This is a genomic window from Leifsonia sp. CL147 (assembly GCF_900114565.1).
GTDB lineage: Bacteria > Actinomycetota > Actinomycetes > Actinomycetales > Microbacteriaceae > Leifsonia.
On the sequence record NZ_FOTM01000020.1, the window covers coordinates 50,716 to 73,431 of the forward strand.

Annotated in this window: 27 protein-coding genes; 10 read left to right on the forward strand and 17 right to left on the reverse strand. The window is 71.0% G+C overall.

Annotated elements, in window-relative coordinates:
• Positions 1-47: 47 nt before the first annotated feature.
• Positions 48-698, reverse strand: a complete 651-nt coding sequence (gene folE, locus BM287_RS15135; protein WP_244528354.1) for a GTP cyclohydrolase I — start codon at positions 696-698, stop codon at positions 48-50.
• Positions 699-780: 82 nt separating this feature from the next.
• Here folE and BM287_RS15140 point away from each other — a divergent pair, with 82 nt between their 5' ends.
• A complete protein-coding gene (locus BM287_RS15140; protein WP_090041062.1) occupies positions 781-1,440 on the forward strand; it encodes a helix-turn-helix transcriptional regulator in 660 nt (219 codons plus the stop codon).
• Positions 1,441-1,449: 9 nt separating this feature from the next.
• On the opposite strand, the gene BM287_RS15145 is transcribed toward BM287_RS15140, so the two are convergent.
• Both BM287_RS15145 and BM287_RS15150 read right to left on the reverse strand, forming a co-directional pair.
• Complete coding sequence (locus BM287_RS15145) at positions 1,450-2,136, reverse strand: esterase/lipase family protein (protein ID WP_244528356.1); 687 nt, start codon at positions 2,134-2,136, stop codon at positions 1,450-1,452.
• Positions 2,133-2,933 carry an alpha/beta fold hydrolase gene (locus BM287_RS15150; protein ID WP_280140961.1) on the reverse strand — a complete coding sequence of 267 codons (801 nt, stop codon included), beginning with the start codon at positions 2,931-2,933 and terminating at the stop codon, positions 2,133-2,135. The genes BM287_RS15145 and BM287_RS15150 overlap by 4 nt, the downstream gene beginning before the upstream one ends.
• A 141-nt stretch (positions 2,934-3,074) precedes the next feature.
• On the opposite strand from BM287_RS15150, the gene BM287_RS15155 reads away from it, so the two are divergent.
• The 3 genes from BM287_RS15155 to BM287_RS15160 are packed head-to-tail and all read left to right on the forward strand — an operon-like array spanning position 3,075 to position 4,622.
• The gene (locus tag BM287_RS15155) at positions 3,075-3,476 is read left to right on the forward strand and encodes a ChaB family protein (protein ID WP_090041064.1); all 402 of its coding nucleotides are present in this window, start codon (positions 3,075-3,077) and stop codon (positions 3,474-3,476) included.
• Positions 3,477-3,478: 2 nt separating this feature from the next.
• A complete protein-coding gene (locus BM287_RS17895; protein ID WP_170857572.1) occupies positions 3,479-3,652 on the forward strand; it encodes a hypothetical protein in 174 nt (57 codons plus the stop codon).
• A 1-nt stretch (position 3,653) separates the two neighbouring features.
• A complete protein-coding gene (locus tag BM287_RS15160) occupies positions 3,654-4,622 on the forward strand; it encodes an AraC family transcriptional regulator (protein WP_090041066.1) in 969 nt (322 codons plus the stop codon).
• 196 nt (positions 4,623-4,818) lie between these two features.
• Here BM287_RS15160 and BM287_RS18135 read toward each other — a convergent pair whose 3' ends face one another.
• The 12 genes from BM287_RS18135 to BM287_RS15220 all read right to left on the reverse strand — a co-directional run bounded on the left by BM287_RS18135 (position 4,819) and on the right by BM287_RS15220 (position 14,993).
• Positions 4,819-5,058, reverse strand: coding sequence for a DUF6457 domain-containing protein (locus BM287_RS18135; protein WP_244528357.1), 240 nt, complete (start codon positions 5,056-5,058; stop codon positions 4,819-4,821).
• Positions 5,059-5,120: 62 nt separating this feature from the next.
• On the reverse strand, positions 5,121-5,627 hold the full coding sequence (locus BM287_RS15170; protein ID WP_090041069.1) for a DUF6328 family protein: 507 nt from the start codon (positions 5,625-5,627) through the stop codon (positions 5,121-5,123).
• Positions 5,628-5,838: 211 nt separating this feature from the next.
• The gene (locus BM287_RS15175) at positions 5,839-6,045 is read right to left on the reverse strand and encodes a CDGSH iron-sulfur domain-containing protein (RefSeq protein ID WP_090041071.1); all 207 of its coding nucleotides are present in this window, start codon (positions 6,043-6,045) and stop codon (positions 5,839-5,841) included.
• The gene (locus BM287_RS15180; protein ID WP_170857573.1) at positions 6,042-7,079 is read right to left on the reverse strand and encodes an iron-containing redox enzyme family protein; all 1,038 of its coding nucleotides are present in this window, start codon (positions 7,077-7,079) and stop codon (positions 6,042-6,044) included. The genes BM287_RS15175 and BM287_RS15180 overlap by 4 nt, the downstream gene beginning before the upstream one ends.
• Positions 7,080-7,451: 372 nt before the next feature.
• Positions 7,452-8,540 (reverse strand): glycosyltransferase family 2 protein, encoded by a 1,089-nt coding sequence (locus BM287_RS15185; RefSeq protein WP_244528359.1) that lies wholly within the window; start codon positions 8,538-8,540, stop codon positions 7,452-7,454.
• Positions 8,537-9,022 (reverse strand): DUF4383 domain-containing protein, encoded by a 486-nt coding sequence (locus tag BM287_RS15190; RefSeq protein ID WP_090041132.1) that lies wholly within the window; start codon positions 9,020-9,022, stop codon positions 8,537-8,539. Before BM287_RS15190 ends, BM287_RS15185 begins: the two co-directional genes overlap by 4 nt.
• Before the next feature lie 92 nt (positions 9,023-9,114).
• Positions 9,115-9,459 (reverse strand): PRC-barrel domain-containing protein, encoded by a 345-nt coding sequence (locus BM287_RS15195; RefSeq protein WP_090041075.1) that lies wholly within the window; start codon positions 9,457-9,459, stop codon positions 9,115-9,117.
• Positions 9,446-9,850, reverse strand: coding sequence for a hypothetical protein (locus tag BM287_RS15200; RefSeq protein ID WP_090041078.1), 405 nt, complete (start codon positions 9,848-9,850; stop codon positions 9,446-9,448). The genes BM287_RS15195 and BM287_RS15200 overlap by 14 nt, the downstream gene beginning before the upstream one ends.
• Entirely contained in the window at positions 9,847-11,079 is a 1,233-nt protein-coding gene (locus BM287_RS15205; RefSeq protein ID WP_090041080.1) for an NRAMP family divalent metal transporter, read from the reverse strand. Before BM287_RS15205 ends, BM287_RS15200 begins: the two co-directional genes overlap by 4 nt.
• The gene (locus BM287_RS15210; protein WP_244528362.1) at positions 11,076-11,537 is read right to left on the reverse strand and encodes a hypothetical protein; all 462 of its coding nucleotides are present in this window, start codon (positions 11,535-11,537) and stop codon (positions 11,076-11,078) included. Before BM287_RS15210 ends, BM287_RS15205 begins: the two co-directional genes overlap by 4 nt.
• Positions 11,538-11,595: 58 nt before the next feature.
• Positions 11,596-11,898 carry a hypothetical protein gene (locus BM287_RS15215; RefSeq protein ID WP_090041084.1) on the reverse strand — a complete coding sequence of 101 codons (303 nt, stop codon included), beginning with the start codon at positions 11,896-11,898 and terminating at the stop codon, positions 11,596-11,598.
• A 161-nt stretch (positions 11,899-12,059) separates the two neighbouring features.
• Positions 12,060-14,993: a hybrid sensor histidine kinase/response regulator gene (locus BM287_RS15220; RefSeq protein ID WP_090041087.1), complete on the reverse strand. Its 2,934-nt coding sequence runs from the start codon at positions 14,991-14,993 to the stop codon at positions 12,060-12,062.
• A gap of 71 nt (positions 14,994-15,064) precedes the next feature.
• Between BM287_RS15220 and BM287_RS15225 the strand changes: the two genes are divergently transcribed.
• The 5 genes from BM287_RS15225 to BM287_RS15245 all read left to right on the forward strand — a co-directional run bounded on the left by BM287_RS15225 (position 15,065) and on the right by BM287_RS15245 (position 20,619).
• A complete protein-coding gene (locus BM287_RS15225; RefSeq protein ID WP_090041089.1) occupies positions 15,065-15,448 on the forward strand; it encodes a response regulator in 384 nt (127 codons plus the stop codon).
• 17 nt (positions 15,449-15,465) lie between these two features.
• Complete coding sequence (locus tag BM287_RS15230) at positions 15,466-16,113, forward strand: response regulator (protein WP_090041092.1); 648 nt, start codon at positions 15,466-15,468, stop codon at positions 16,111-16,113.
• A 250-nt stretch (positions 16,114-16,363) separates the two neighbouring features.
• A complete protein-coding gene (locus tag BM287_RS15235) occupies positions 16,364-17,566 on the forward strand; it encodes an EfeM/EfeO family lipoprotein (RefSeq protein ID WP_090041094.1) in 1,203 nt (400 codons plus the stop codon).
• Complete coding sequence (gene efeB / locus BM287_RS15240) at positions 17,563-18,849, forward strand: iron uptake transporter deferrochelatase/peroxidase subunit (RefSeq protein WP_090041097.1); 1,287 nt, start codon at positions 17,563-17,565, stop codon at positions 18,847-18,849. The genes BM287_RS15235 and efeB overlap by 4 nt, the downstream gene beginning before the upstream one ends.
• Positions 18,850-18,918: 69 nt before the next feature.
• Entirely contained in the window at positions 18,919-20,619 is a 1,701-nt protein-coding gene (locus tag BM287_RS15245) for a phospholipase C (protein WP_090041100.1), read from the forward strand.
• Between the two features lie 79 nt (positions 20,620-20,698).
• Here the strand turns inward: BM287_RS15245 and BM287_RS15250 are convergent, their stop codons facing one another.
• Positions 20,699-21,103: an NUDIX hydrolase gene (locus tag BM287_RS15250; protein WP_090041103.1), complete on the reverse strand. Its 405-nt coding sequence runs from the start codon at positions 21,101-21,103 to the stop codon at positions 20,699-20,701.
• Positions 21,104-21,202: 99 nt separating this feature from the next.
• On the opposite strand from BM287_RS15250, the gene BM287_RS15255 reads away from it, so the two are divergent.
• Positions 21,203-22,111 (forward strand): 5'-3' exonuclease, encoded by a 909-nt coding sequence (locus BM287_RS15255; protein ID WP_090041134.1) that lies wholly within the window; start codon positions 21,203-21,205, stop codon positions 22,109-22,111.
• A gap of 206 nt (positions 22,112-22,317) precedes the next feature.
• Here BM287_RS15255 and BM287_RS17655 read toward each other — a convergent pair whose 3' ends face one another.
• Positions 22,318-22,641, reverse strand: a complete 324-nt coding sequence (locus BM287_RS17655; protein WP_139230700.1) for a hypothetical protein — start codon at positions 22,639-22,641, stop codon at positions 22,318-22,320.
• Between the last annotated feature and the right edge of the window lie 75 nt (positions 22,642-22,716).

Genomic DNA, 22,716 nt, shown 5'->3' on the forward strand with positions numbered 1-22,716 from the left:
CCCTTCTCGTGATGCAGGCGGCGACACTTCCATGATCGCCGGGAAGCTCAGGACGCGATACCGGTGACGGCCAGGAATTCGGCGCGCGACCGGGGGTCGTCGCGCAGGCTGCCCAGCAGGGTGGATGTGACCGTGCTCGATCCGACCGCGTTGGCGCCCCTCAGGGTCATGCACGAGTGCTCCGCGGCGATGACCACGCCGACGGCACGCGGCTGCAGCTGCTCCTGCAGCCAGTCGGCCACCTGCTTGGTCAGCCGCTCCTGCGTCTGCGGACGACATGCGAAGAGCTCGACCACCCGGGCGAGCTTGGACAGGCCGAGGATGCGGTCGCCCGGCAGGTAGGCCACCCAGGCCCGCCCGGTGAACGGCAGCAGGTGGTGCTCGCAGAGGGAGCGGACGGGGATGTCGCGGGCGACGACCAGCTCGTCGTACCCCTCGTCGTTCGGGAACGTCGTCATCTCGAAGGGCCGCGGCGTGAGCATCTCGGCCCAGGCGCGCGCCATCCGGCCGGGCGTCGCGTGCAGGTGCTCGGATTCGAGGGGGACGCCGAGGGCGGTCAGGAACTGGGCGGCGGCCTTCTCCGCTGCTGCCGCGTCGATCCGCCCGGGCGAGGTGACGGCATGCAGCTCCGGGCCCTCGGGCCGCTCGGCGCGTTCGTCGCGCTCCACCATCTCCACCGCGTGCACAGCGCCGTTCATGGTGAGCCTCCCTGTCGGCTTTTCTCCAGCCTGCGACGACCCGGCCCTTTTTGTCAAGATACATTGTTGATAGAATCGCGGCATGGATGAGCGGAGCCGCGAAAGCGCACTGGAGGGCATCGGCGCCCTCTCCGACCCCGCGCGGCGCCGGCTCTACGAGTACGTCGGCTCGCGGGACCTGCCGGTGGGCAGGGAAGAGGCCGCCACAGCCACCGGCATGAGCCGGAGCCTCGCCGCCTACCACCTCGATCGCCTCGCCGAGGCAGGACTGCTGGAGACGAGCTATGCCCGCGAGGACGGCCGCACGGGGCCGGGAGCGGGACGACCCGCCAAGCGATACGTCCGCAGCCGGGCCGAGACGACCGTGTCCGTCCCCGAACGCGACTACCGGTTGCTCGCGCACCTCCTGACCGACGCCGTCGCCGCGGACTCCACCGGCCACCTCCGCGATGCCCTGCTCACCGCGGCGGAGACCGAGGGCCGCCGCAGCGCACGGCCCGAGACGGATCTGCTCGACGACCTCCGCGACCGCGGCTACGAGCCGGCCGTGGCGGAGAACGACGAGATCGTCCTGCGCAACTGCCCGTTCCATCACCTGGCGCAGCGACACGCCGACGTGGTCTGCAGCGTGAACCACGCGCTGCTGCGCGGCGTCCTGGCCGGGCACGACGACGACCCGGAACGAGCGGAGCTGGTCCCCCCGGAACCGCACTGCTGCGTCGTGGTGCGCCCCGCATCCTGACCACAGCGGTCAGCGGCCGCCGGCGAGCACCCCGTCGACGATCGACAGCAGCTCCGGGCGGGCGAGGATGCGGAAGTGGCCTCCCACCTCCAGCTCGATGTTCCTGGCGCCCTCGAGGCGGCTCCCACCGGGGACGTGGGGGTCGAACCAGCCCCAGACCGACACGATCCGCGCGTTGGCCGCCTGGCTGAGGGCGAGCCGTCGCACCTCGGGCGCGCTCGGCGTCAGCGCCCGGACGCTCGGCAGCGGGATGAACCGGGCCAGTGCCGAACCGGCGAACGGTGTTCCGACGGCGACGACCGCGCGGATCCGGTGACCTGCGTCCGGCATCCCCATCAGGTACTTGGCGACGAGGCCGCCTTTGCTGTGGGCCACGATCACGACGTCGGTGAGGTCGTGATCCTCCAGGTGGCGACGGACCAGGGCGGCGGCCTCGGGGACGGACATCCGATTGCGCTCGAGGCCGGTGACGACATGCACCGGGTGGCCGGCGGCGTGGATGTGCTCGCTCAGCGGGCGCAGGAATCGCCAGGTCTCGAAGATCCCGGGCAGCACCACCACGGGTGCGCGGTCGCCGGACCCGGCCACCATCGCCTCGGGCGTGCTCCGATCGAAGGCGGCCCGCAGTTGGTACCGGCCGGCATAGAGGTAGTCGAGGAGGAGGACGGACGCCCGCCGCAGCAGAGTGCGCCTCACGCTGCGACCTCGGCGACCTGTGCGATGAGGGCGGCCGTGCGCCACGGCGCGCCGTGCATGACGAGGTGGGCGACGGACGGAACCGTGACCGCACGGCCGCCGGAGCGGCGGGCGAGCTCGGCGACCCAGTCGGCGCGGGCGATCGGGTCCCTGGCGCCGCGCACGACCAGCGTCGGAATCCGGACGGCCTCGAGCTCCCGCTCGATGGGGTAATCCAGCATCGCCGGGAGGGTCGCCAGGTACCAGCGCGGACCGCAGCGCAGGTAGTCCGCGGCGACGAGCAGATTGCCGCGCGGGCTCTCCCGCAGGGTGTCGACGCCCAGCAGCATCCCGGATCTGAGGGCGGTGCGATCCGATGGATCCGTCACCGGCCCGAGCAGCGCCAGAGCGTGCACCAGGTCCGGCCGGCGCACCGCGAGGGACACCGCGACCTGGGTGCCCATGGAGTGGCCCACCACCACGGCGTCCGCGAGGCCGGCACGGTCCATCGCCTCCGCAACCGTGTCGGCGAAGTCGTCGATGGAGAGGGGATGCGCGGGCCGCTGCCGCGTGGCCCTCCCGAATCCGGGGAGGTCGACCGCGAACACCCTGCCCTCGCCGGACAGCGCCGGCACCAGGCGCTCGAAGTACCGCGAGCTGACCCCGATGCCATGCACGAGGACGAACACCGGGCCGCTCGCGACGGGGGCCGCCGCATCCAACGCCGCCGCATCCGCTCCGGTGTCCGCGCCAGTGTCCACGCGGGTGTCCACGGTCACGACCGCGCTGGGCGGCGAGGACGGGCGGCGACGGATCACTCCTCGAACGTACTCGCGCGTCCCCGCCACTCCGTGAAACCCGCCACTCCTTGAAAACGGAGGCGAGGAGCGTAACTGTGGAGAAGCAGAAGTGCGGGAAAGTACTAGACCCGAGAGCTGCGGAAGGAGTAGCACAGGATCATGCCAGCATCAGAGGAGCTGCCCTCCACCCTCGAGCGCTCGGAGAAGCACGCGCAAGCGCTCTGGTCGAAGGCGCACGACTCCGCCGTCAAGGAGTACGGCGAGGGCGAACGCGCCCACCGGACGGCGTTCGCCGCGCTCAAGCACGAGTACGAGAAGGTCGGCGACCACTGGGAGCGCAAGGCCGAGAACGGCCCATCGGACCGGAAGGCTGCAGGCGCCCGGAACACCCGCGCCGAGACGGAGGAGGGCGTCGACGCCAACGCCTCCAAGGCGCACCTGCTCGATGTCGCCAAGCGGCTCGACATCTCCGGCCGCACCCGCATGTCGAAGGACGAACTGGTCGACGAGATCAAGCGGGCCAACCGTCGCGAGACCGCGGCCGCACGAAAGAAGGGCTAGTCATGAGCGACGTGCTCGCGTTCATCGGGTGCTTCATCCTGTTCCTCTTCGGGCTCTTCCTGCTGGGACTCGCTGCGACCCTTCCGGCCTGGGAGGGCGTCGTCTTCTTCGGCGGCATCATCTGCATCGCGCTGTCCTTCGGCATCCCCGTGGGGGTGCTCGGACATACGGAGTGACGTGGCCGCTGACTTCACCCGGCAGCACAGCCACACCTTCGATCCCGCCGAGGCCGACGCCCTGCTCGCGGCCGCCGGCGGGCGTTTCGCGGTCGCGTCGGAGCCCGGTGCCGGCTTCTCGTTCGCGGTCGACCAGGCCACCGACGCCGCATTCTCGGTGGCCCGGTACGCCATCGGCGGGAAGTGGGAGGCCTCCGGCGAGTTCGAGGACCTCGTCGTGGTGAGCGTGACCGGCGGCGACTACCGCTGGGAGATCGACGGCGAGCGCGGCGACGCAGCGGGGTCGCCGTTCCTGATCCGTCCGGGCCACGACTTCGCCTGCTACGCGGAGGGCAGCGAGGCCGTGAGCATCTTCCTCCCGCCCGGGATGCTGCAGGATGTCGCGCGAACCACCTCCGGCGACGAGGACCTGAACCTCGTGTTCGAGTCCGCGCAGACGATCACCCCGCGCCATGCGGAGTTCATGCTCACCGCATCCACCGCTGCCGCCGAATACATGGAGGCGGGCACCTTCCGGCATCCCCTGGTGCGCGCGAGCCTCTTCCACAGCCTGTCGATGGCCGTCCTCCAGTCCTTCCCGGTGAGCACGGACCCGCGCGAGCGGACCCTGACGACCGCGGGGAAACGGAGGAAGTTCCGCCGTGCCGTGACCTTCATCGAGGACTACGCGTCGCTCCCGATCACCGTCGCCGACATCGCCGGCTCGGCGGGCGTGACGCTCGCTCAGCTGAATACGGCGTTCCGCACGCACAGCGGTACGACGGCACAGGGCTACCTGCAGCGCGTCCGCCTCTCCGCCGCGCACGCCGACCTGCTCGTCTCGGACCCCGCATCCACGGACCTGACGGATCTCGCGGCCCGCTGGGGCTTCCCCGACCTCGACCGCTTCAGCCGCGGCTACCGCAGCGCCTACGGCGTGCCGCCCACGGTCGAGCTCGGCGGCGCGCGGAGCGATGCCGTCGATCCCTGAGCCCCTCCCTGGTGGCGCCTGCCGGGTCGCCCCCTCTGCCGAGTCGCCCCTCTGCCGAGGTGCTCGTAGTTGCAGGGCCGCACGGCGTGTCGGATGCAACGTCGAGCACCTCGGCGGAGGTGGAGGGGGCGGCGGGCGCGGGCGGCGGAGGCGCGGGGCGCGCAGGCGGAGGGGCGCGCGGGCGGGGAGCGCCGGGTCAGGAGGCCGAGCGGGCGGCGATCGCGGCGTCGAGCGCGGCGATCACGGCCGAAAGCGGCCTGCCCTGCCCGACGGCGATCCCGGCGATGAAGGTCGTGAGCGGGGCGGCCGGACGGGCGACGCCGTGGGCCGCATCCCGCGCCAGGTCGAGAATGGCGGCGACGTCACCCGGCTGGATGCTCGCATCCACCGCCGCGGCGGCAGCGGCCGCCCAATCGTCGAGTTCGGACGGTTCCATGGACTCCTCCTCCGGGTGCGCAACGTGTCCGGCAATTCTCGCGCACCGCAGCGGCCCGGACCTCAGCGTCCCCGCGCGCGCCCGTGGCGCTGCGCGCGGATCGTCAGCGGCAGCACGACCCAGATGACGAGCAGCACCACGAAGACGCAGGTCGCGGCGATGATCCCCGCGGGAGGGTGCAGCAGGAAGTCGACGATGAACAGAACGATTCCGGTGAAGAGCAGGGATGCCGCTGCAAGGCACACGATGAGGATCTTGTTTCCGATGCCCACGAGTTCGGCCTTCGCGCGCTGACGGAACAGCAGGCGGTGCAGGCTCACCGGGGCGAGGGCCAGCAGCGTGATCATCACCGCGAGGAGCACCAGGACGAGGTAGACCCCCACGTCGAAGGGAGGCAGCAGGGCGAAGCGCTGCTGGAAGGGCAGCGACAGCAGGAAGGCCGCGAGGATCTGCGTCCCGGTCTGGAACACGCGGAACTCCTGCAGCAGCTCCTGCCAGTTGCGGTCCGCCCGCTGGGTCGGGGTCTCATCCCTACCGTCGTCCGGGGCGGCATCCGCCTTCTCACTCAACGCCGCACCTCCGCGAGCAACTCGTCGTCATGCACGAACCTTAGCCCTGGTCGCTGTCGCCCTCGTCGCCTTCCGCCTGCGACGGCTTGTCGATGATCTGCTCCTTCGCCTCCTCGTTCTCCTTTTCGCGATCGCCTTCGGTGTTCTTCTGGTCGGACATCTCCGCTCCTTCTCTTGTGGTGGTCGGTCGCCGGTGGTTCGCGGCCCGCGCTCAGCTGTCGGTCCGGAAGTGCACGGCCTTGTGACTCCCGTCGCAGAACGGCTTGATCGTCGACACGCCGCAGCGGCAGAGCGCGACCGTGCGGCGGCGCTGCTCGATCGGCGTGCCGTCCGGCGTCGTCAGCTCGACGTGCCCACGGACCAGCAGCGGACCGTCCGGGCAGGCCACGATGACCGGCTGCTCCTCGTGCGCGCTCATGCTGCCACCGCCAGCGGCCGGCGCAGCGAGCTGCGGCCAGCCTCGAAGCTCTCGAGCAGGTGCTGCCCGGCGAGACCGTCGACGTAGAGGCAGGCGGCTGCTCCGAACACGATGTCCGGGAGGAGCTCGGGATGCTGCTCCGCCAGCCCTCCGGCGAGGTCGCGGCCGGCGATCTGCTCGTGCACGGCATCCGCCTCCACGTGCTCGTCGTAGTACCAGGTGACGTCGTCGTCGTGACCGAGGCGCCGGAAGCCGTTGCCGTAGAAGCGATTCGGGATGGACGAGGTCATCTCGAACGCCGCCAGATGCCCGACGATCGCACCGCGCAGACTCCGGTTGAGGCCGAACATCGACATCATCGTGAACGATGCAAGTGTGATCGCCGGGACATGGTCGATGTACGCCCCGTAGCTGTCGTCGAGGCCCAGCTCGCGCATGGTGCGGCCGAAGATCTCGGCGTGGATGCGCTCCGGGCGTCCTCCGCCGTACTCGTCGGCCTGGACCTCCACCAGGGCGGCCTTCGGGCGGCCCGTCAGGCGCGGGATCGCCCAGGAGTGCGGGTCCGCCTCCTTGCGCGTGTAGATCGAGCGGTGGATGACGAACTCCACCGCCTGCTCCTCCGTTGCCTTCTTCGCGAGGTAGCGGGAGAGGCTGGGGCCGCCATCGTCCGAGGTGAGGTCGAACAGGTAGGCGGCTACGGCCTCGGCGTCGGGCTCCGGAAGCTCACCGAGCGGGACCCGCCGGCGCAGCTGCCGCTCGAACTCCCGCTCGATGGCGCGCCGGGTGCGCAGGAGCTCGGGATGCCACTCCCACTCGTCGTCGGCGTCGACGGTCTCGCCGTAGTGGAGTCCGTAGAGCACGAAGAGGGTCAGTTGGAGGTCCTCGTCGGTGAGGAGGTCCGGCTGGGCCCGGAGAGCTCGGGCGGCGTTCTGCGAGAACCGGGCGGTGTCGCCGGATGCGTCGGACGGCTCGATCCGCAGTGCGTCCAGCAGCGCCTCGCTCACCGGCCCCCGCGGGGTGATGCGTGGTGTCATATCCCGAGAGAACCGGCGAGAGGGCCGGCGGTCAAGTGCTTGCCTCCGCGCCCCTTCGGTGCGTGCCGGTCTGCGCCGGGGACCCATCCCACATTCGTGACGAATGTTGCGTTACCGGCGCCGTAGGGCGACATTCGTCACGAATCGGCGGCGGAGGGTGCGCAGCGGGGTAAGGCGACATTCGTGACGAATGTTGCGTTACCGGCGGCGTAGGGCCACATTCGTCACGAATCGGCGGCGGAGGATGCGCAGCGGGGTAAGGCGACATTCGTGACGAATGTCGCGTTACCGGCGGCGTAGGGCAACATTCGTCACGAATCGGCGGCGGAGGATGCGCAGCGGGGTAGGGCGACATTCGTGACGAATGTCGCGTTACCGGCGGCGTAGGGCAACATTCGTCACGAATCGTCGGCGGAGGATGCGCAGCGGGGTCGCAGCGCGCCGCAGGCGTCCGTCGGAGTAGCGGACGCCGCCGCACAGGCGGGCGCCGACGGCCAGCCATACGCAGACCGCCCGCTCGGCCAGCCAGAGGGGCGCCCACAGCGACGCCGTCGCCGGGAACAGGCGGCGGCCACCGGCCCGCCGGCGGCCGCACTCGGCGAGCGCGACCACCCCGGCTGCCGCAGCCAGGAGGCGGGCAGGCCGACGCATCCACACCAGCGCCAGCGGAAGCACGGCGAGCTCCGCGAGGAGGCGCGCCGGCTGCGCGAAGTCGTCGTACGCCTGCCGCACGCGCTGGCCCGCGAAGTGACGCGCGTCCGGCGGGCGGCGGGTCACGCCGATCCGGTCCGCCGCCACCCCACGGCCGCCCGCTGCCCGCACGGTCCGGATCAGTTCCAGGTTCTCGAAGAGCACGTCGCCGTCATAGCCGCCCGCATCGATCACCACCCGGCGACGGACCGCCAGCGTACCGGGGTAGTCGTGTCCGAGGGCACGGTTCAGGAGGCTGCGTCCGGTGTCCCAGCGCGCGTGCCACGGAGCCGGGACGAACACGTTCTGAGGGCGCACCAGGTCGGCGCGGTCCAGCATCCCGACCACAGCGCGCAGGGCGCCCTCGTCGTAACGGACGTCGTCGTCGGCGAGCACGACCCGCTCGTGCCGCGCCGACCGGAGGCCGGTCATGACCCCGGCGACCTTCCCGTTGGCCCCGGGCCACGGCTCGACCGGGAGGTGCCGGACGCCCGCCGGGAGCGCCCGCGCGTGCGCCGCGAACCGCTCACGATCGGAGCCGTCGACCACGGTCACGTCGACCAGCTCGCGCAGCCGCGTCAGATAGCCGACGAGCTCCGGCAACCCGGCGTCGTCCGTCCAGCGCAGCGGCAGCACGTACTCCGCGTCGACGGTGACCGGTCTCGTCGGTCCCTGCTCTCGCCGCGCGGGCACGTACTCCGCATCGACGGTCACCGGTCTCGTCGGTCCCTGCTCGCGCCGCGCGGACACGTACTCCGCGTCGACGGTCACCGCGCGGGCCGGTCGACGCCCGCGCCGCGCGGGCTGAGGAAGATTCCGAGCCCGATCATGACGACCGCGAGGATCAGGTGCAGCCAGTTGTCGGCGCTGTTGAGCGGCACGAAGTCGGCAGGGTGGTCGCCGCCGAAGAAGAGGCCGTACACCCAGATCACGGCGTACACGATTCCGCCGACGACCAGATAGTTGCGCGATCCCAGGCGGGATGCCGCGAAGGCCAGACCGGCGACGCCGTAGAGCAGGTGGACGATGTTGTGCAGCACCGAGACCTGGAAGATCCCCAGCAGCATGGCCATCGAGCCGTTCCCGGCGAACCTGAGATCCCCGTAGTCCGTCGTCAGCCCGGGAATGAAGCCGGCGATGCCGACGACGAGGAAGACGATCCCCGCGACGAGCGACGCCTTCTGCGAGGCCGTGGCGCCGTAACGATGGTCGTCGCGGTCGGCGAACCTCCGGTCGGACGGGTTGACGGTCATCATGGTGACCCCCTTCGGTGAGCGGGTGAGGTTTCCTGTCCCGTACGAAACCAACGACTCCCCGAAGGCGTCAGTCCTTGACAAACCGCTCGTCAGGGGCCGGAATGCTCGAGCCTCGGGGAGTACAGCCGGGCTCCAGGCCGCAGCCGCACCACATCGTCGGTGAACGACGCCAGGTCGGCCCACAGCACGAGCACCGACCCGCGCGCCCGCCAGCTCAGGAAGCGGGCGATCAGGGTCGGGGCATCCACCCCCGTCCGCTCGTAGCCCGCGAACGACCGGTGCGCGTGCGGGCTGACCACCAGTCCGTACACCCGCGTCGTCACCATGAATCCGTCCGGCGGCCCGTCGAGCGCGAGGCGCGCGTCCACCACCTGTCCCACCCGCTCGCCGTCTGCGGTCAGGACCGGGCTGCCCATCAGGTCACTCAGGATCATGGCGACCTCCCGGGATGCGGCTGATGACGTGGTCGCGCATCCACCGCTCGGCCCAGCTGGCGTCGAGCGAGTCCGCGGCGGCGCCGACGCTCACGACGGTGCCCACCCGCGTGACGATGCTCCAGGGGATGCGGATGAATCGCGATTCGGGAAGCCGCCCCCCGAAGATGCGCGTCATCAGGATGGGGCCGGTCAGGAGGGCCTGGACCACGGGTGGATGCTGGGGATCCAGCCGCGCGAGATCGGCCGGCGTGCTCAACTCCAGGTCGTCGACGGCGCTGATCGGGACGCCGTCCGGGTCGAGGATCTGCCGGTCGAGCAGCTCCAGGTCGGCGTCGAGGACCCGGCCGGCGACCGGCGGCGGTGTGGGAAGTTCGCGATCGTTTCTCATGCTCCTGCTCCCGAGATGATCATCAGAGGAATGGCGGCGATCGACGCGAGCAGGACGATGCCCAGGAAGACCAGTCCGAAGAAGTTGGTCACCTTGCCGTTCACCCGGTCGCCCATGTACCCGGGATCGTTCGCGACGATGAGGATCGGAAGGTAGGTCAGGGGCAGCGCGATCGCCGAGAAGACCACGGAGAACTCGGTGAGCTGCACCGGATCGACGCCGGTGAACAGGATCCCGATCGCCGCGAGGAGCGAGAGGATCATCACGACGTGGAACCGGGAGGCTTGGGCCGGGCGCCGGAACTTGCCCCACGGCCATCCGAAGAACTGCGAGAGCGCGTACCCGCTCGAGAGCGTGACCTCCAGTGCCGCCCCGAACGTCACGGCGACGAACCCGAGGATCGCGATGATCAGGCCGATCTTGCCGAACGCCTGCGCCACCGGGAGCGCCGTTTCGAACAGCGATGCCACCCCGATGCCTTTCGGGAGCAGCACAATCGCCGAGCACGCGACGATCGACAGCGAAAGGATGGCGCCGAGCGGGAAGCCGACGAGGACGTTCAGGCGCGACTGCGTGAGGTCCTTCGCGGTCCACTTCTCCTCGATGGCCCCCGAGGAGTAGAAGAAGACCTCGTAGGGGGTCATCGAGGACCCGAAGAGTCCGATCGCGTAGTACCAGTACGTCGCGGGAGCCTCGTCGGAGTGCGGCGACGGCTGGAGGAGGAGCTGGGAGCCGAGCGCCGACCAGTCGGGGTGGAGGAAGAAGACGGCGACGGCGAAGACCAGCAGGGCGAGGCCCAGCAGGCCGGTCACGTTCTCGAGGATCGAGAACTTCACCCGCCAGATCACGATCCAGAGCGCGATCGCGGCGACGGGGAACCACAGGGCCGGCTCGATGCTGGAGGCGAGCTGCAGGGAGAGCGCGATGCCGCCGACCTCGGCCGCGAGGGTGAGCAGGTTGATCAGGAACGAGGCCGACAGGTTGGCGAGGGCCATCCGGGCGCCGAGCCGTTCGCGGATGATCTCGAAGGTGGCCCGCCCGCTGACGGCGGCGACCCGGCCCGACATCTGGGCGAAAAGGCAGATACCCACCGCGCCGACGATCAGCACCCAGCCGAGGGTGAGCCCGAACCGCGACCCGACGAGGCTGCTCGTCACCAGGTCCCCGATGTCGACGAAGCCGCCGATCGCCGTCAGGACGCCGAGGGCGACAGCGAAGATGCCCTTCACTGCTGTTCCAGCCGCTTCGAGCTGGCGGCGAGCTGCTGCGCGACCCGGTCCAGCTCCTGGCGCTGCCGCTCCAACGCGCGGCCGGAGTCGTGGCCCGCCGCGGAGGCCTCCTGGGCCGAAGCGACCGCATCCTGAGCGGTCCGGATCTCGGAGAGCACGCGCGCCCGGCTGGCGCCGATGCCGCCGATCGCCGTGAGGGTCACGACGTTCCGGGCCTGTGCGGCCAGGCGGTCGGCCGCATCGGACAGCCCCGTGTCAAGGACCGTCGGCAGGATCCGGCCGTTCTCGTTCTGGCCGAGGAGCAGGCCGGCGGCACGCGAGGCGGAGGCCGCAGTGGTGGCGGATTGCGAGAGGCTCCCCCGTGCGTTCGCGTCCGCGGAGCACCCGGCGAGAGCGGCGGCCAGGAGCAGCGCGAGCGCCCCGGATGCCACGCGTACGGCGAGCAGTCGATGAATCACGCCCCGGACTGTACGCCCGCTGTGAGAACGGTGAAACGGGTTGCGCGCGAGTGCGCGGTTACAGCTCGGGAGCCAATCGGGGCGAATCCCGGCGGAACCCCGCGGTCGCCTCTTCGTAGGTGGTATGGCGGCGTGCGGGATGCGAATCGGCCGGCGGCGGAACGCTCGCCTTGCCGAGGGCATGCAGGACCAGCTGCTCCACCAGGGTCGCCGCTGTGGTGTCGCGCGCTCGCGCGATCCGGACCAGGGCGGCGTACTCCCGCTCGCCCAAACGGATCGTGAGAGGCATCCCAGCCGGGGCTCGGCCCGGCCCGCCGACGGATGCCGGCTCCGTCACTTCCGCACTCTGAGATTCCTTCATGTCTGAAGCTTCGCATAAGAGAGCGCTCTCGGCAGCTACCTTTCTTGTTCGCGGAACGCACACATCCCCGTGGCGGGCATTGCACGCGCAACGACGCAGCGCCGATGATCGATGCGTTGCGTGCTCGCGCCGCCTCCCCCGTCCCCCCGGTCCCGGCGGCGTCAGCGCGACATCCATTCGGCGGGATCCTGGTCTTCGGGTGACCAGGATCCCGCCGCCAGCATCCCCAGGCCCTCGTCGAGTTGCCGTCGCACCTCCGAGAGCGGTACGACCTCGGCGCCGAACGACAGTGCCATGGCCGCAGAGGCAGCAGCACCGACGATCCGGTGGATGCGCGGCTCGCTCGCGCGATCGCCCAGCGCCTGCTGCGCGGCCTCGGCTGCCGTCGCCAGGAGGGTGCTCAGCCGCTCCCTCTCGGCCTCGGCGAGCGCGACGGGCTCGCCGAGCACCTCGAGCGCCGCCGCAGCCTCGCGAAGTGCCGGCTCGAGAATCGCCCGCAGCAGTGCCGCAGGATCCGGTCGCCGCTGCAGCGCCGCGTCCAGCGTCGCCAGCAAGACGGCCGGCGTGAACGGCTTCGGCAGGAAGTGCGCTCCGTCGCGCTCGACGGCCGCCCGAGCGGCCGGTCCGGGCAGCAGCCCGCTCATCAGCACGATCGCGGCCTGCGGCTGCTCCGTGGAGACATGCCGGGCGATCTCGTCTCCGCTCACGCCGGGCATCATGATGTCGGTGATCACAGCGTCGAACGGGCGATCGTCCGTGAGCAGGCGGAGCGCATCCCGCCCGTGGGCGACCTCGGTGATGAAGCCGTCGCGGTCGAGCGTCTGGCGGACCAGCTCGCAGATGGCCGACTCGTCGTCCACCACGAGGACTCTCCGCCCGCGCCCGCGCCCCGGAACCGCCGCACCGGCGCGCAGGCGCACGGGCGCATCCTCAGCGGTGGCGGGCAGCGCGAAGCCGATCGCGGTGCCTGCGCCGGGCGCGGTCTCGACCTCGAGCTCGCCGCCGTGCGCCTTCACGATCGCGGCGGAGGTCGGCAGCCCGAGGCCCGTGCCCGTCCGCTTCGTGGTGAAGAACGGCTCCAGGATGCGGCCGGCGGTCGGCCCGTCCATCCCGCATCCGGAGTCGCGGACCTCCAGCCGGACGCCGTCGCCCTCCTCCGTGGCGCGGACGCTCAGCACCCCGCCCTCGGGCATCGCGTCGCGCGCATTGGTGATCAGGTTCACCAGCACCTGGAACAGCTCGGTGTCGTCGCCCGCCACCGCCGGCAGCCGGTCGGGGATGTCCAGCCGGAGGTCGATCGACTTCGGAAGCGTCTCCCGGCAGAACCGGCCGACCTCCTGCAGCAGCGCCACCAGGTCGACCGGCTCCCTCCGTCCCTCCGAACCCCGGGCGAACGACAGCACCTGACGGATCATCGCCGCACCGCGCTGAGCCGCAGCATCCAGAGCGTCCAGCATGTCGCGGCGCCGCGCGTCCGGCTCGTCCTGGCGCAGCAGCTGCACCGACATGAGGATGGGGGTGAGCACGTTGTTGAGGTCGTGCGCGATGCCGCCCGCGAGGGTCCCGAGGCTCTCCATCCGCTGCGTGCGGATGCGCTGCTCCTCCTGCCGCCGGTGCTCGGTGATGTCGGAGTTGACGGCGAAGACGGTGACCTCGCCGTCCTCGGCGCGGGACAGCTGCCAGCGGCAGTCGGCGATGAGCTGCGAGCCGTCCGCCCGTCGCTGCCGCAGCTCGCCCACCCAGAACCCGTCCCGCAGCAGCGCTGCGGAGGCCGCGTCGAACTCGGCCGGGTCGTCGTAGAGGAGGTCGCGCACAGAGCGGCCGACGGCATCCACGCCGGTGACGCCGTAGATCGTCTCGGCCCCGCGGTTCCAGTAGCGGACGATGCCGTCGAGGTCCCGCACGAGGATGGCATCGCGCGCTGCGTCGAGGAGCGCCGCCTGCGACGCCACCCGGCGCGTGTACTCGTCGAGTTTGCGCCGCGATTCCTGGTCGTCGGTCACATCGCGCACGATGATCGCGATGCCCTCCTCCGTGGGATGCGCGTCCACCTCGAACCACCGCCCCCACTCGGGCGAGAAGGCGCGGGCGCTTCCGGCGACGCCGCGTTCCATCGCGTCCCGGTAGATGCCCTCGTAGGCGCTGCCGAGAGCGGTGGGGAACATCTCCCACAGGGGACGGTCGCGCAACTGCTGCTCATCGATGCCCGCGAGCTGCAGCGCCCACGTGTTCGCGAACGTGAACCTCCAGGACCGGTCGACGAAGCCGATCGCGTCGTGCACCTGGTCGAGGGAGTCGCGCAGCAGCCGGGCCATCGCCCGCTGCTCCTCCCGGTGGCGCACCAGAGCGGTCACGTCGTGGAACGCGCCGTGGATCCGGACCACCTGGCCGTTCTCGTTCAGCTCCGGCTCGCCGACGATGTGGACGTGCATCGAGCGCCCGGCGGCGGTCACGATGGTCGCCCGGACATCCAGCGGAGCGCCGTGGAACGCCGTCCGCTGGAACGCAGTCCGCACGGCCCGCCGGTCCTCGGGCAGGAACAGCGCAAGGGCGTCGTCGTCGAGCGGGACCGGCCCGGGCTCCATCCCGAGCAGCCCGAAAAGCCCCTCGCTCCACTCGATCTGGCCCGTCTCGACGTCGACGACCCAGCCGGCGAATCCGGCGATCCGGGCGGCCATCCGCACCAGCGCCTCGTTGCCGGCCGCTGCCACAGCGGCACGCTCCACGTCGCCGATGTCGCGCGCGATCGAGAGCACGCCGACCACCTCGCCGTCTTCGCCGCGCAGCGGGATGAGCGTCACATCGAGCGAGCGGATGCGGCCCTTGGCCGTCACGATGCGCGTGACGTACCGGCGGTTCTCCCCGGCGAGCGCCTCGCCGAATCGCGCCAGGGTGTGATCGACCGCCTCGGGATGCAGGAGCCGCGAGAACGTCATCCCGTCCAGCTCATCCAGCGGGTAGCCGGTCAGCGCCGCCAGAGCACTGTTGCACTCCACGAAGGTTCCGGAGATGTCGACGACGCAGACGCCGTCCGGATGGCCGTGGAACAGGGCATCCAGTCCGCCGCGGCGCAGCGCCTCGGACGGCGTCGTCATGCGCCTGGGCGCGGTCGGAGCTGCGAGGGCATGGGGGGATTGTAGGCAGAGATCGGCCTACACTGACCGCCATGGTCGCCGAAACCTCCGGTGCGGACATCCTCGTCGTCGATGACGACCCGCTCATCCGGGCCACCTTGACCGCTGCTCTGAGCAGCCGCGGGTATCGGGCGACCGCGACGGACGACCCGCGATCGCTCTCGGCCCAGGCGGATCCGGACGCCGTCGTGCTCGATGCGATCCTCCCGAATTGTTCGCTCAGCGAATGCTTGGGCCTGCTCGGTCACCGGAGCGACGGCAGCCGCCGACCGATACTGGTTCTGAGCGGCTCCCTGACCCCACCGGTCGACCTCGCAGGAACCGGGATCGGCTACCTGACCAAGCCCATCCCCCTCGGTGTGTTCCTCGACGCCGTCGCAGAACTCGTGGCGTCCACCTCTCGGGCGGAAACGTAAGGGACAGACCCAGAACGATGACCGATACCTCCGCGAGAACCCGCACGCTCCGTGCCGTGGTGGCCGATGACGACATCTTCACCGCCTCGATGGTCGCCTCCGCCCTCCGCTCCACCGGCATCGAGGCGTCGCAGGCCACGAGCGCCGCGGACGCCTGGGCCACCATCGTGCAGGTGGAACCGAACGCGATCGTGACGGACCTCGACTTCGGAGGAGGCGACTCGGGCGCCGAGCTGCTCTGGCGCGTCCACCGCGAGCTCCCCTGGGTCGGGCTCGTCGTGCTCACCTCGCACCTGTCGCCCGAGCTCGCGGTCGGCGACGACGCCCTCCCGCCGTCCGTCGTGTACCTGGTGAAGTCGCAGGTGAAGGATGTGGGGGTGCTGGTCGCCGCCGTGGATGCCGCCATCGTCGGCGGCGAGCACCGGGTCGCGGAACCCGACGAGGATGTGCGCACCGTCACCCGCGCCCAGGCGGAGGTGCTGCGCCTGGTCGCGTCGGGCGCATCCACGCGCCGGATCGCGGCTGAGCGCGGGACCAGCGTGCGTGCGGTCGAGACGATCCTCGCCCGGTTGTATGCGGCCCTCGGCGTGGATGCGGACGAGCAGGCGAACCCGCGCGTCACCGCTGCGCGGATGTGGCAGCAGGGGCGCGTGCGCATCCGCTGAGCGGTCCCTTAGCGTCGGAGCGGACGACGGAGCGGACGACGGAGGAAGCGGCGGAGGCGCCCGGGTGCGAGCGGGCGCCGGCCCCTCTTCGCGTCCCGGACGAGGGCTGTGTCCCCCGTGCGGGGGCGCCCGGATGTCCGTCGGGTGAACTCCGCGTGAAGGCGCCTCCGCAGCCGCCGGCGCGCTTCTAGGATCGCTCACGCCGGGCGCTCGCCCGGACCCCCGCATCCCCCTCTGGAGGCATCCGCCGATGTCGACTCGCGCCCGGCTGGCCGCGCTCTTCGCGGCGATCGGAGCGCTGGTGGTCGTGGCCGCCGTACTGACCGCGGTGCTGCGGCCGCTGCCGGCGACAGGGGGCGCGGCGGCCGGGTCCGCGGGGTCCGCGGGATCGGCTTTCGAGGTCGCCGCGGGCCTGGACGACTGCGGCCGCGGATGGGGCGGAAGCGCATCCCGCGTCGACGGGGGAGACCAGAGCTTCACCGTGACCAACACGACGGTGGGCGGCATCGAGGTCTACCTGGAGTCCGTCGGCAGCACGCGCGTGTACCTCGACCTCGAGAGCCTCGGAGCGGGCGCGCACGCCGCCTCCCGGGTCTCGCTGGGCGCCGGCCGCTACCGGTTCGTCTGCCTGCCGGCCGATGCCGATCCGGTCCGCGGACCGACGGTCACTGTGGGGAAGGCTCCGCGGGGCGCGCAGCTGACGCCGGGCGTCCTCCCGGTGACCCGCAACGACCTCATCCCGGTCGCGAAGACCTACACGGCCTGGGTCGCCGCGCGCCTGCCGGTGCTCCAGCGCGAGGTCGCCGCGGTTGCCGGCGACGCCGAGGAGGGCGACCTTGCAGCCGCGAAGCGCGACTGGCTGACCGCACACACCACGTACGAGACGCTCGGCGGTGCGTACAGCGCCTTCGGCGATGTCGGCGACCTGCTCGACGGGCTCCCGCGGCACGGGCTGACCGGCTTCCACCTGGTCGAGTCGCTGCTCTGGCGGGGAGGGACGGCGCAAGCGGTCGCGGCGTCGGCGCACGACCTCAGCGGCCTGGTGGAGCGGCTGGTGACGACCTTCGGCAGCGAGCAACTCGATCCCGGCCAGGTGGGGCTGCGGGCGCACGAGATCGTGGAGGACGCCATCCAGAACACTCTGACCGGCGCCGACGACGCGGGATCGGGGACGTCGCTCGCGACCGTCGACGCGAATCTCGCGGGGGCCGCCGCAGCGCTCGCACCACTGCACGAGGTGCTCGCGAGCCGCTACGACCGGCTCGCCGAGACGCAGCGGGCGCTCTCGGACGCGGAGGCGCTCATCGAGTCCCACCGCACCGCCGAGGGCAGCTGGACCGCGCTGAGCGAGCTCGATCGGCCGGCTCGCGAGCGAGTGGATGCGGCCCTCGACCGAGCCGCCGAGCTGCTGGCGCCGGTGGCCGCGCTGTGCGATCCGAGGAGGGACTCATGAACGGGATGGGACGCCGCAGCTTCCTGCAGGCGGGCGCTGCGGCGACGGCGACAGCGGCGACGACGGCGGCCCTCACAGCGGCGGGCGGCCTCGGCGCGGTGGGCGGCCTCGGTGCGGCGGGCGGCCTCGGTGCGGCAGGCGGCCTCGGTGCGGCGGGCGGCCGTCCCCACGCCGCGACCCGCGCCGCTGTCCCGTTTCACGGCCTGCACCAGCAGGGCATCCTGACGCCGCCCCAGCGCGGCGCCTCCTTCGTCGCGCTGGACGTGACGGCCACCTCCCGCGCCGAGCTCGCCGACCTGTTGAAGACGGTCACCGAGCGTGCGCGCTTCCTCACCACCGGCGGCACACCGCCCGACCCCGGCCTCACCGCTCCTCCCCGGGACTCCGGCGTCCTCGGCCCGACCGTCGTGCCCGACTCCCTGACCGTCACCGTCTCGGCCGGCGCCACGCTGTTCGACGACCGCTTCGGGCTGGCGCGCGCGAAGCCCGCACGGCTGCGGACCATGGACGAGTTCCCCGACGACGCCCTCCGCGGGGACGTCTGCGACGGCGACCTGCTGCTCCAGGTCTGCGCCGACGACCGGGATGCGGTCATCCACGCGATCCGGGAGATCGCCCGCGCGACGCGGGGCGGCATGCAGGTGCGCTGGCGGCAGGACGGGTTCGTCTCGCCGCCGCGCCCCAGCGGCACGCCGCGCAACCTCATGGGATTCAAGGACGGCACCAGCAACCCCGACGCCCGTGACGCCGCGGAGATGGCGCGTCTCGTCTGGGCGAGATCCGAAGGAGCCGAGCCGTCGTGGGTGGCGGGAGGGAGCTACCACGTCGTCCGCGTCATCCGGATGCTGGTCGAATTCTGGGACCGCGTGAACCTGCACGAGCAGGAGAACATGATCGGACGCCGCCGCGACACCGGAGCGCCGCTGACGGCCTCGTCCGAGTTCGACGACCCTCACTACGAGAACGACGCCACCGGAGATGTCATCCAGCTGGATGCCCACATCCGGCTCGCCAATCCCCGCACGAAGGACACCGATCCGCAGCGCATGCTCCGCCGGGCATACAACTACGACGGCGGACTCGACGTGAACGGAAACCTCGACATGGGCCTGATCTTCGTCGCCTTCAACCAGGACCTCGACCGCCAGTTCGTCGCCGTCCAGAAGCGCCTGGCGGGCGAGCCGCTGACCGACTACATCCAGCCGTTCGGCGGCGGATACTACTTCGCGCTCCCCGGAGCCCGCGACTCCTCCGACTGGCTCGGCCGCACCATGCTCGCCTGAGCAGGCCCTTCCAGAAGAGGCATCCCGTCACGTCCGTGCCGGGGAAGTGAAGAAAAGGAAGAAGGAATCGTGTTCAGACCCTCTCGTCTGCGCCGCTCCCCGGTCGCTCTGGCCGGTGTCGCGCTCGCCGGCTCGGCCGTTCTCGCGGGCGCCGGCGTCCTTGCGGGCGCGCCCGCTGTCGCCTCCGCCGGCGGCCAGCACGGCGGCCAGCACGGCGACCACTCCACCCAGACCACCACTCCGATCAAGCATCTCGTCGTGATCTTCAACGAGAACGTCTCCTTCGACCACTACTTCGGCACCTACCCGAACGCGGCGAACACCGACGGCACGCCCTTCCAGGCCGCCGCGGACACCCCGAAGGCGGACACCCTCGCCACCTCGGGAACGCTGACGAACAACCCCAACCTGTACGCACCGAAGCGCCTCAGCCCGGCCCAGGCCGTCACCTGCGACCAGAACCACAGCTACGCGGCGGAGCAGAAGGCCGTCGACGGCGGCGCGATGGACCAGTTCGTCCAGAAGACCGAGACCGACACCTGCACCGGCGCCTACGGCGCTCCAGGCCTGGTCATGGACTATTACGACGGCAACACCGTAACCGGGCTGTGGAATTACGCCCAGAACTACGCCATGAGCGACAACAGCTGGGACACCACCTTCGGCCCATCCACACCGGGGGCGCTCAACCTGATCTCCGGCCAGACCCACGGCGGAACCGCCTACGACCCGAAGACGGGAGCGGTGCTCACCGCATCCACTGCCGTCCAGTCCCCGGACGCGCACGGCGTCGGCACCGTCATCGGCGACCCGGATCCGGCCTATGACGACTGCTCGGACAACGACCACACGGCGTCCTCCGCCGTCGTCGGGATGTCAGGCCGCAACATCGGCGACCTGCTGAACGCGAAGGGCGTCAGCTGGGGCTGGTTCCAGGGCGGCTTCACCCCGACCACCCCCTGGAACGGGCAGGCCGGCTCGTACGCCAAGTGCGATGCCACCACCGCGAACATCGCGGGTGCGACGCCGAAGGACTACTCGCCGCACCACTCGCCGTTCCAGTACTACGCGTCGACGTCGAACCCGCACCACCTCGCCCCCACCTCGGTGAAGGCGATCGGGCACACCGACCAGGCCAACCACCAGTACGACCTGACGTCGTTCGACGCAGCGCTCAAGGCGGACAACCTGCCGGCGGTCTCCTTCCTGAAGGCCCCGGAAGCGCAGGACGGCCACGCCGGCTACTCGGACCCGATCGACGAGCAGAAGTTCCTCGTCAACGAGATCAACGCCCTCCAGAAGTCGGACAGCTGGTCGAGCACCGCGGTCGTCATCGCGTACGACGACTCGGACGGCTGGTACGACCACGTCGCCCCGAAGGTGCTGAACGGCTCGAACGACTCGGCCGTCGACTCCAGTGTCTGCACCAGCGTCACTCCGGTCGCGGGCGGCTACGCGGACCGTTGCGGTCCCAGCCAGCGCCTTCCGCTGCTGCTGATCTCGCCCTGGGCCGCGCAGAACACGGTGGACCACACCGCCATCGAGCAGACCAGCGTGCTGCGCTTCATCGAGAACAACTGGCTGACCGGGCCGATCGGCGACGCGTCCTTCGACGCCCGCGCGGGCTCCCTCGGCGGACTGTTCGACTGGCGGCACCCGCAGCACCGGCAGGTGCTGCTCGACCCGGCGACCGGCGCGGTCAGTTCCATCGTGCCCACGCGCCCGCACTGGCCGACGCCGCCGCGCGGCGGCTGGGCCGAGCGGCCGTAACGCCTCAGCGCGTCCGAGCCACGAGGGGCGGTCCGTCGACACGGGCCGCCCTTCGTCGCTCCAGGCGCCCGGGCGCGCGTCAGTCGATGAGATCCAGCTCCACGAGCCGCCGGAGGACCTCGACGCCGGCCGGAGGGCAGCGGCCGGCGTCCGCGCTGGTCGTCCAGTGGATGGCGCCCACCTCATTGGACGGAGCCGGAGCGTCCGTGGTCCAAGCCCGGAAGACGCGCATGTGCACCAGGCGCCCGTCGGGTTCGCCGTGGGCCTGCGTCCGGACTTCGAAGAGCTCCTCGAGGTCCGCCGGTTCGAGCGCGAGGGACACCTCCTCGAACGCTTCTCGCGCGGCCGCCTGATCCGCCGTCTCGCCCGGGTCGACCTTGCCTCCGGGCAGGTAGTACACGTCCCGGCCGCGTGCGGTCACCATGAGCACGGTGCGATCGCGCACGACAGCGACGGCGGACACGATGAGCGGGGCGGGAGTCACCCGACCACGCTAGCGCCCGGTCGGCTGGCGACCGTCCCTCCGCGATGCGTGCACAGCCGCATCCCTCCATGGCAGGATCGGGGCGTGACCCGCCGAACCATGCTGCTCGACAGCGCCTCGCTCTACTTCCGCGCGTTCTACGGCGTGCCCGACACGGTGAAGGCGCCGGACGGCACGCCGGTGAACGCGGTGCGGGGGTTCCTGGACATCATCGCCAAGCTCGTCACGGACTACCGGCCGGACGTCCTGGTCGCCTGCTGGGACGACGCGTGGCGGCCGCGCTGGCGCGTGGACCTCATCCCGAGCTACAAGGCGCACCGCGTCGCGCAGCTGGTACCCGGTGGGGTGGATGTGGAGGAGACGCCCGCAGCGCTCGTCGCCCAGGTGCCGCTCATCCGTGAGGTGCTCGACGCGGTCGGCATCCCGATCCTGGGTGCGGCCGACCATGAGGCCGACGACGTCATCGGCACGCTCGCGACCCGCGCGGACGGCCCCGTGGATGTGGTCACCGGCGACCGCGACCTGTTCCAGCTCGTCGACGACGAACGTGACGTGCGAGTCATCTATACCGCGCGCGGCATGAGCAACCTGGAGCTCGTCACCGGCGAGACCCTGGAGCAGAAGTACGGCATCCGCGCCGACCAGTACGCGGACTTCGCGGCGATGCGCGGCGACACCTCGGACGGGTTGCCCGGCGTGGCCGGGATCGGCGAGAAGACGGCCGCCGCCCTGCTCGCCGAGTACGGCGACCTCAACGGCATCATCGCGGCAGCGGAGGATTCCCGCAGCGGCATAAAGGCGGCAGCGCGTGCCCGCTTCCTCGCGGCAGCCGATTACCTCGCGGTCGCGCCGCGCGTCGTCGAGGTGGTGCGCGACCTCCCGTTGCCGGCGGTGGACGCGCCCCTCGTCCGTCCCACACCGGAACACCGTGCGGCTCTCGCGCCCCTGGCCGAGCGCTGGGGCCTCGGCGGCTCGCTCGACCGCCTCCTCACCGCACTCGAGGGCTGAACCGCGCCCCACGAGTCGATGTCCCACGGGGCCATGAATCCCGCGGTCGGCTGCCCCACGGTTTCGGTACCCGAACCGAGCAACGTGTTCGTCGTGGTCACGGTGCCGACCTGGGAACCCGGCAGCCAAGAGGCGCTAGACGCTCGGACAGTTTGAGTCAGCTTGTTCCCGCCGCGTCCAGCGGGACGCGACCAGGGTGGGCTGTTTCAACTTCTCCGCGGATTGAACTCCACCAAGAGCTCATCCGCTCCGGTAACGCACTCGATTACTCCGGCGGTGCTCTCAAGCGTGACGCCGACGAGCTTCGTGTGGTGGAACGCGTCAAGCACTGGTTCGACATGTACGAGGCGAATACCGACAGATGGTCGTACGGCCGCTTCGTTGCCGACATCAAAGAATGCCCACTTGCCATGCTCGCGGATGAACTGCTGATTCACCTCCGACTCATCTTCGAAGCGTGAAAATGGGTCAACCCACGGGCCTTCCTTGAGAACGAGGATCTCGCCGTCAGCACCGGAATCCAAGAGCACCGTTCGATCGTCATCAAAAGTCAATTGGACAGCGCCTGCGTGCCGATCGACCGCGCCATGGAATACGAAAAAGAG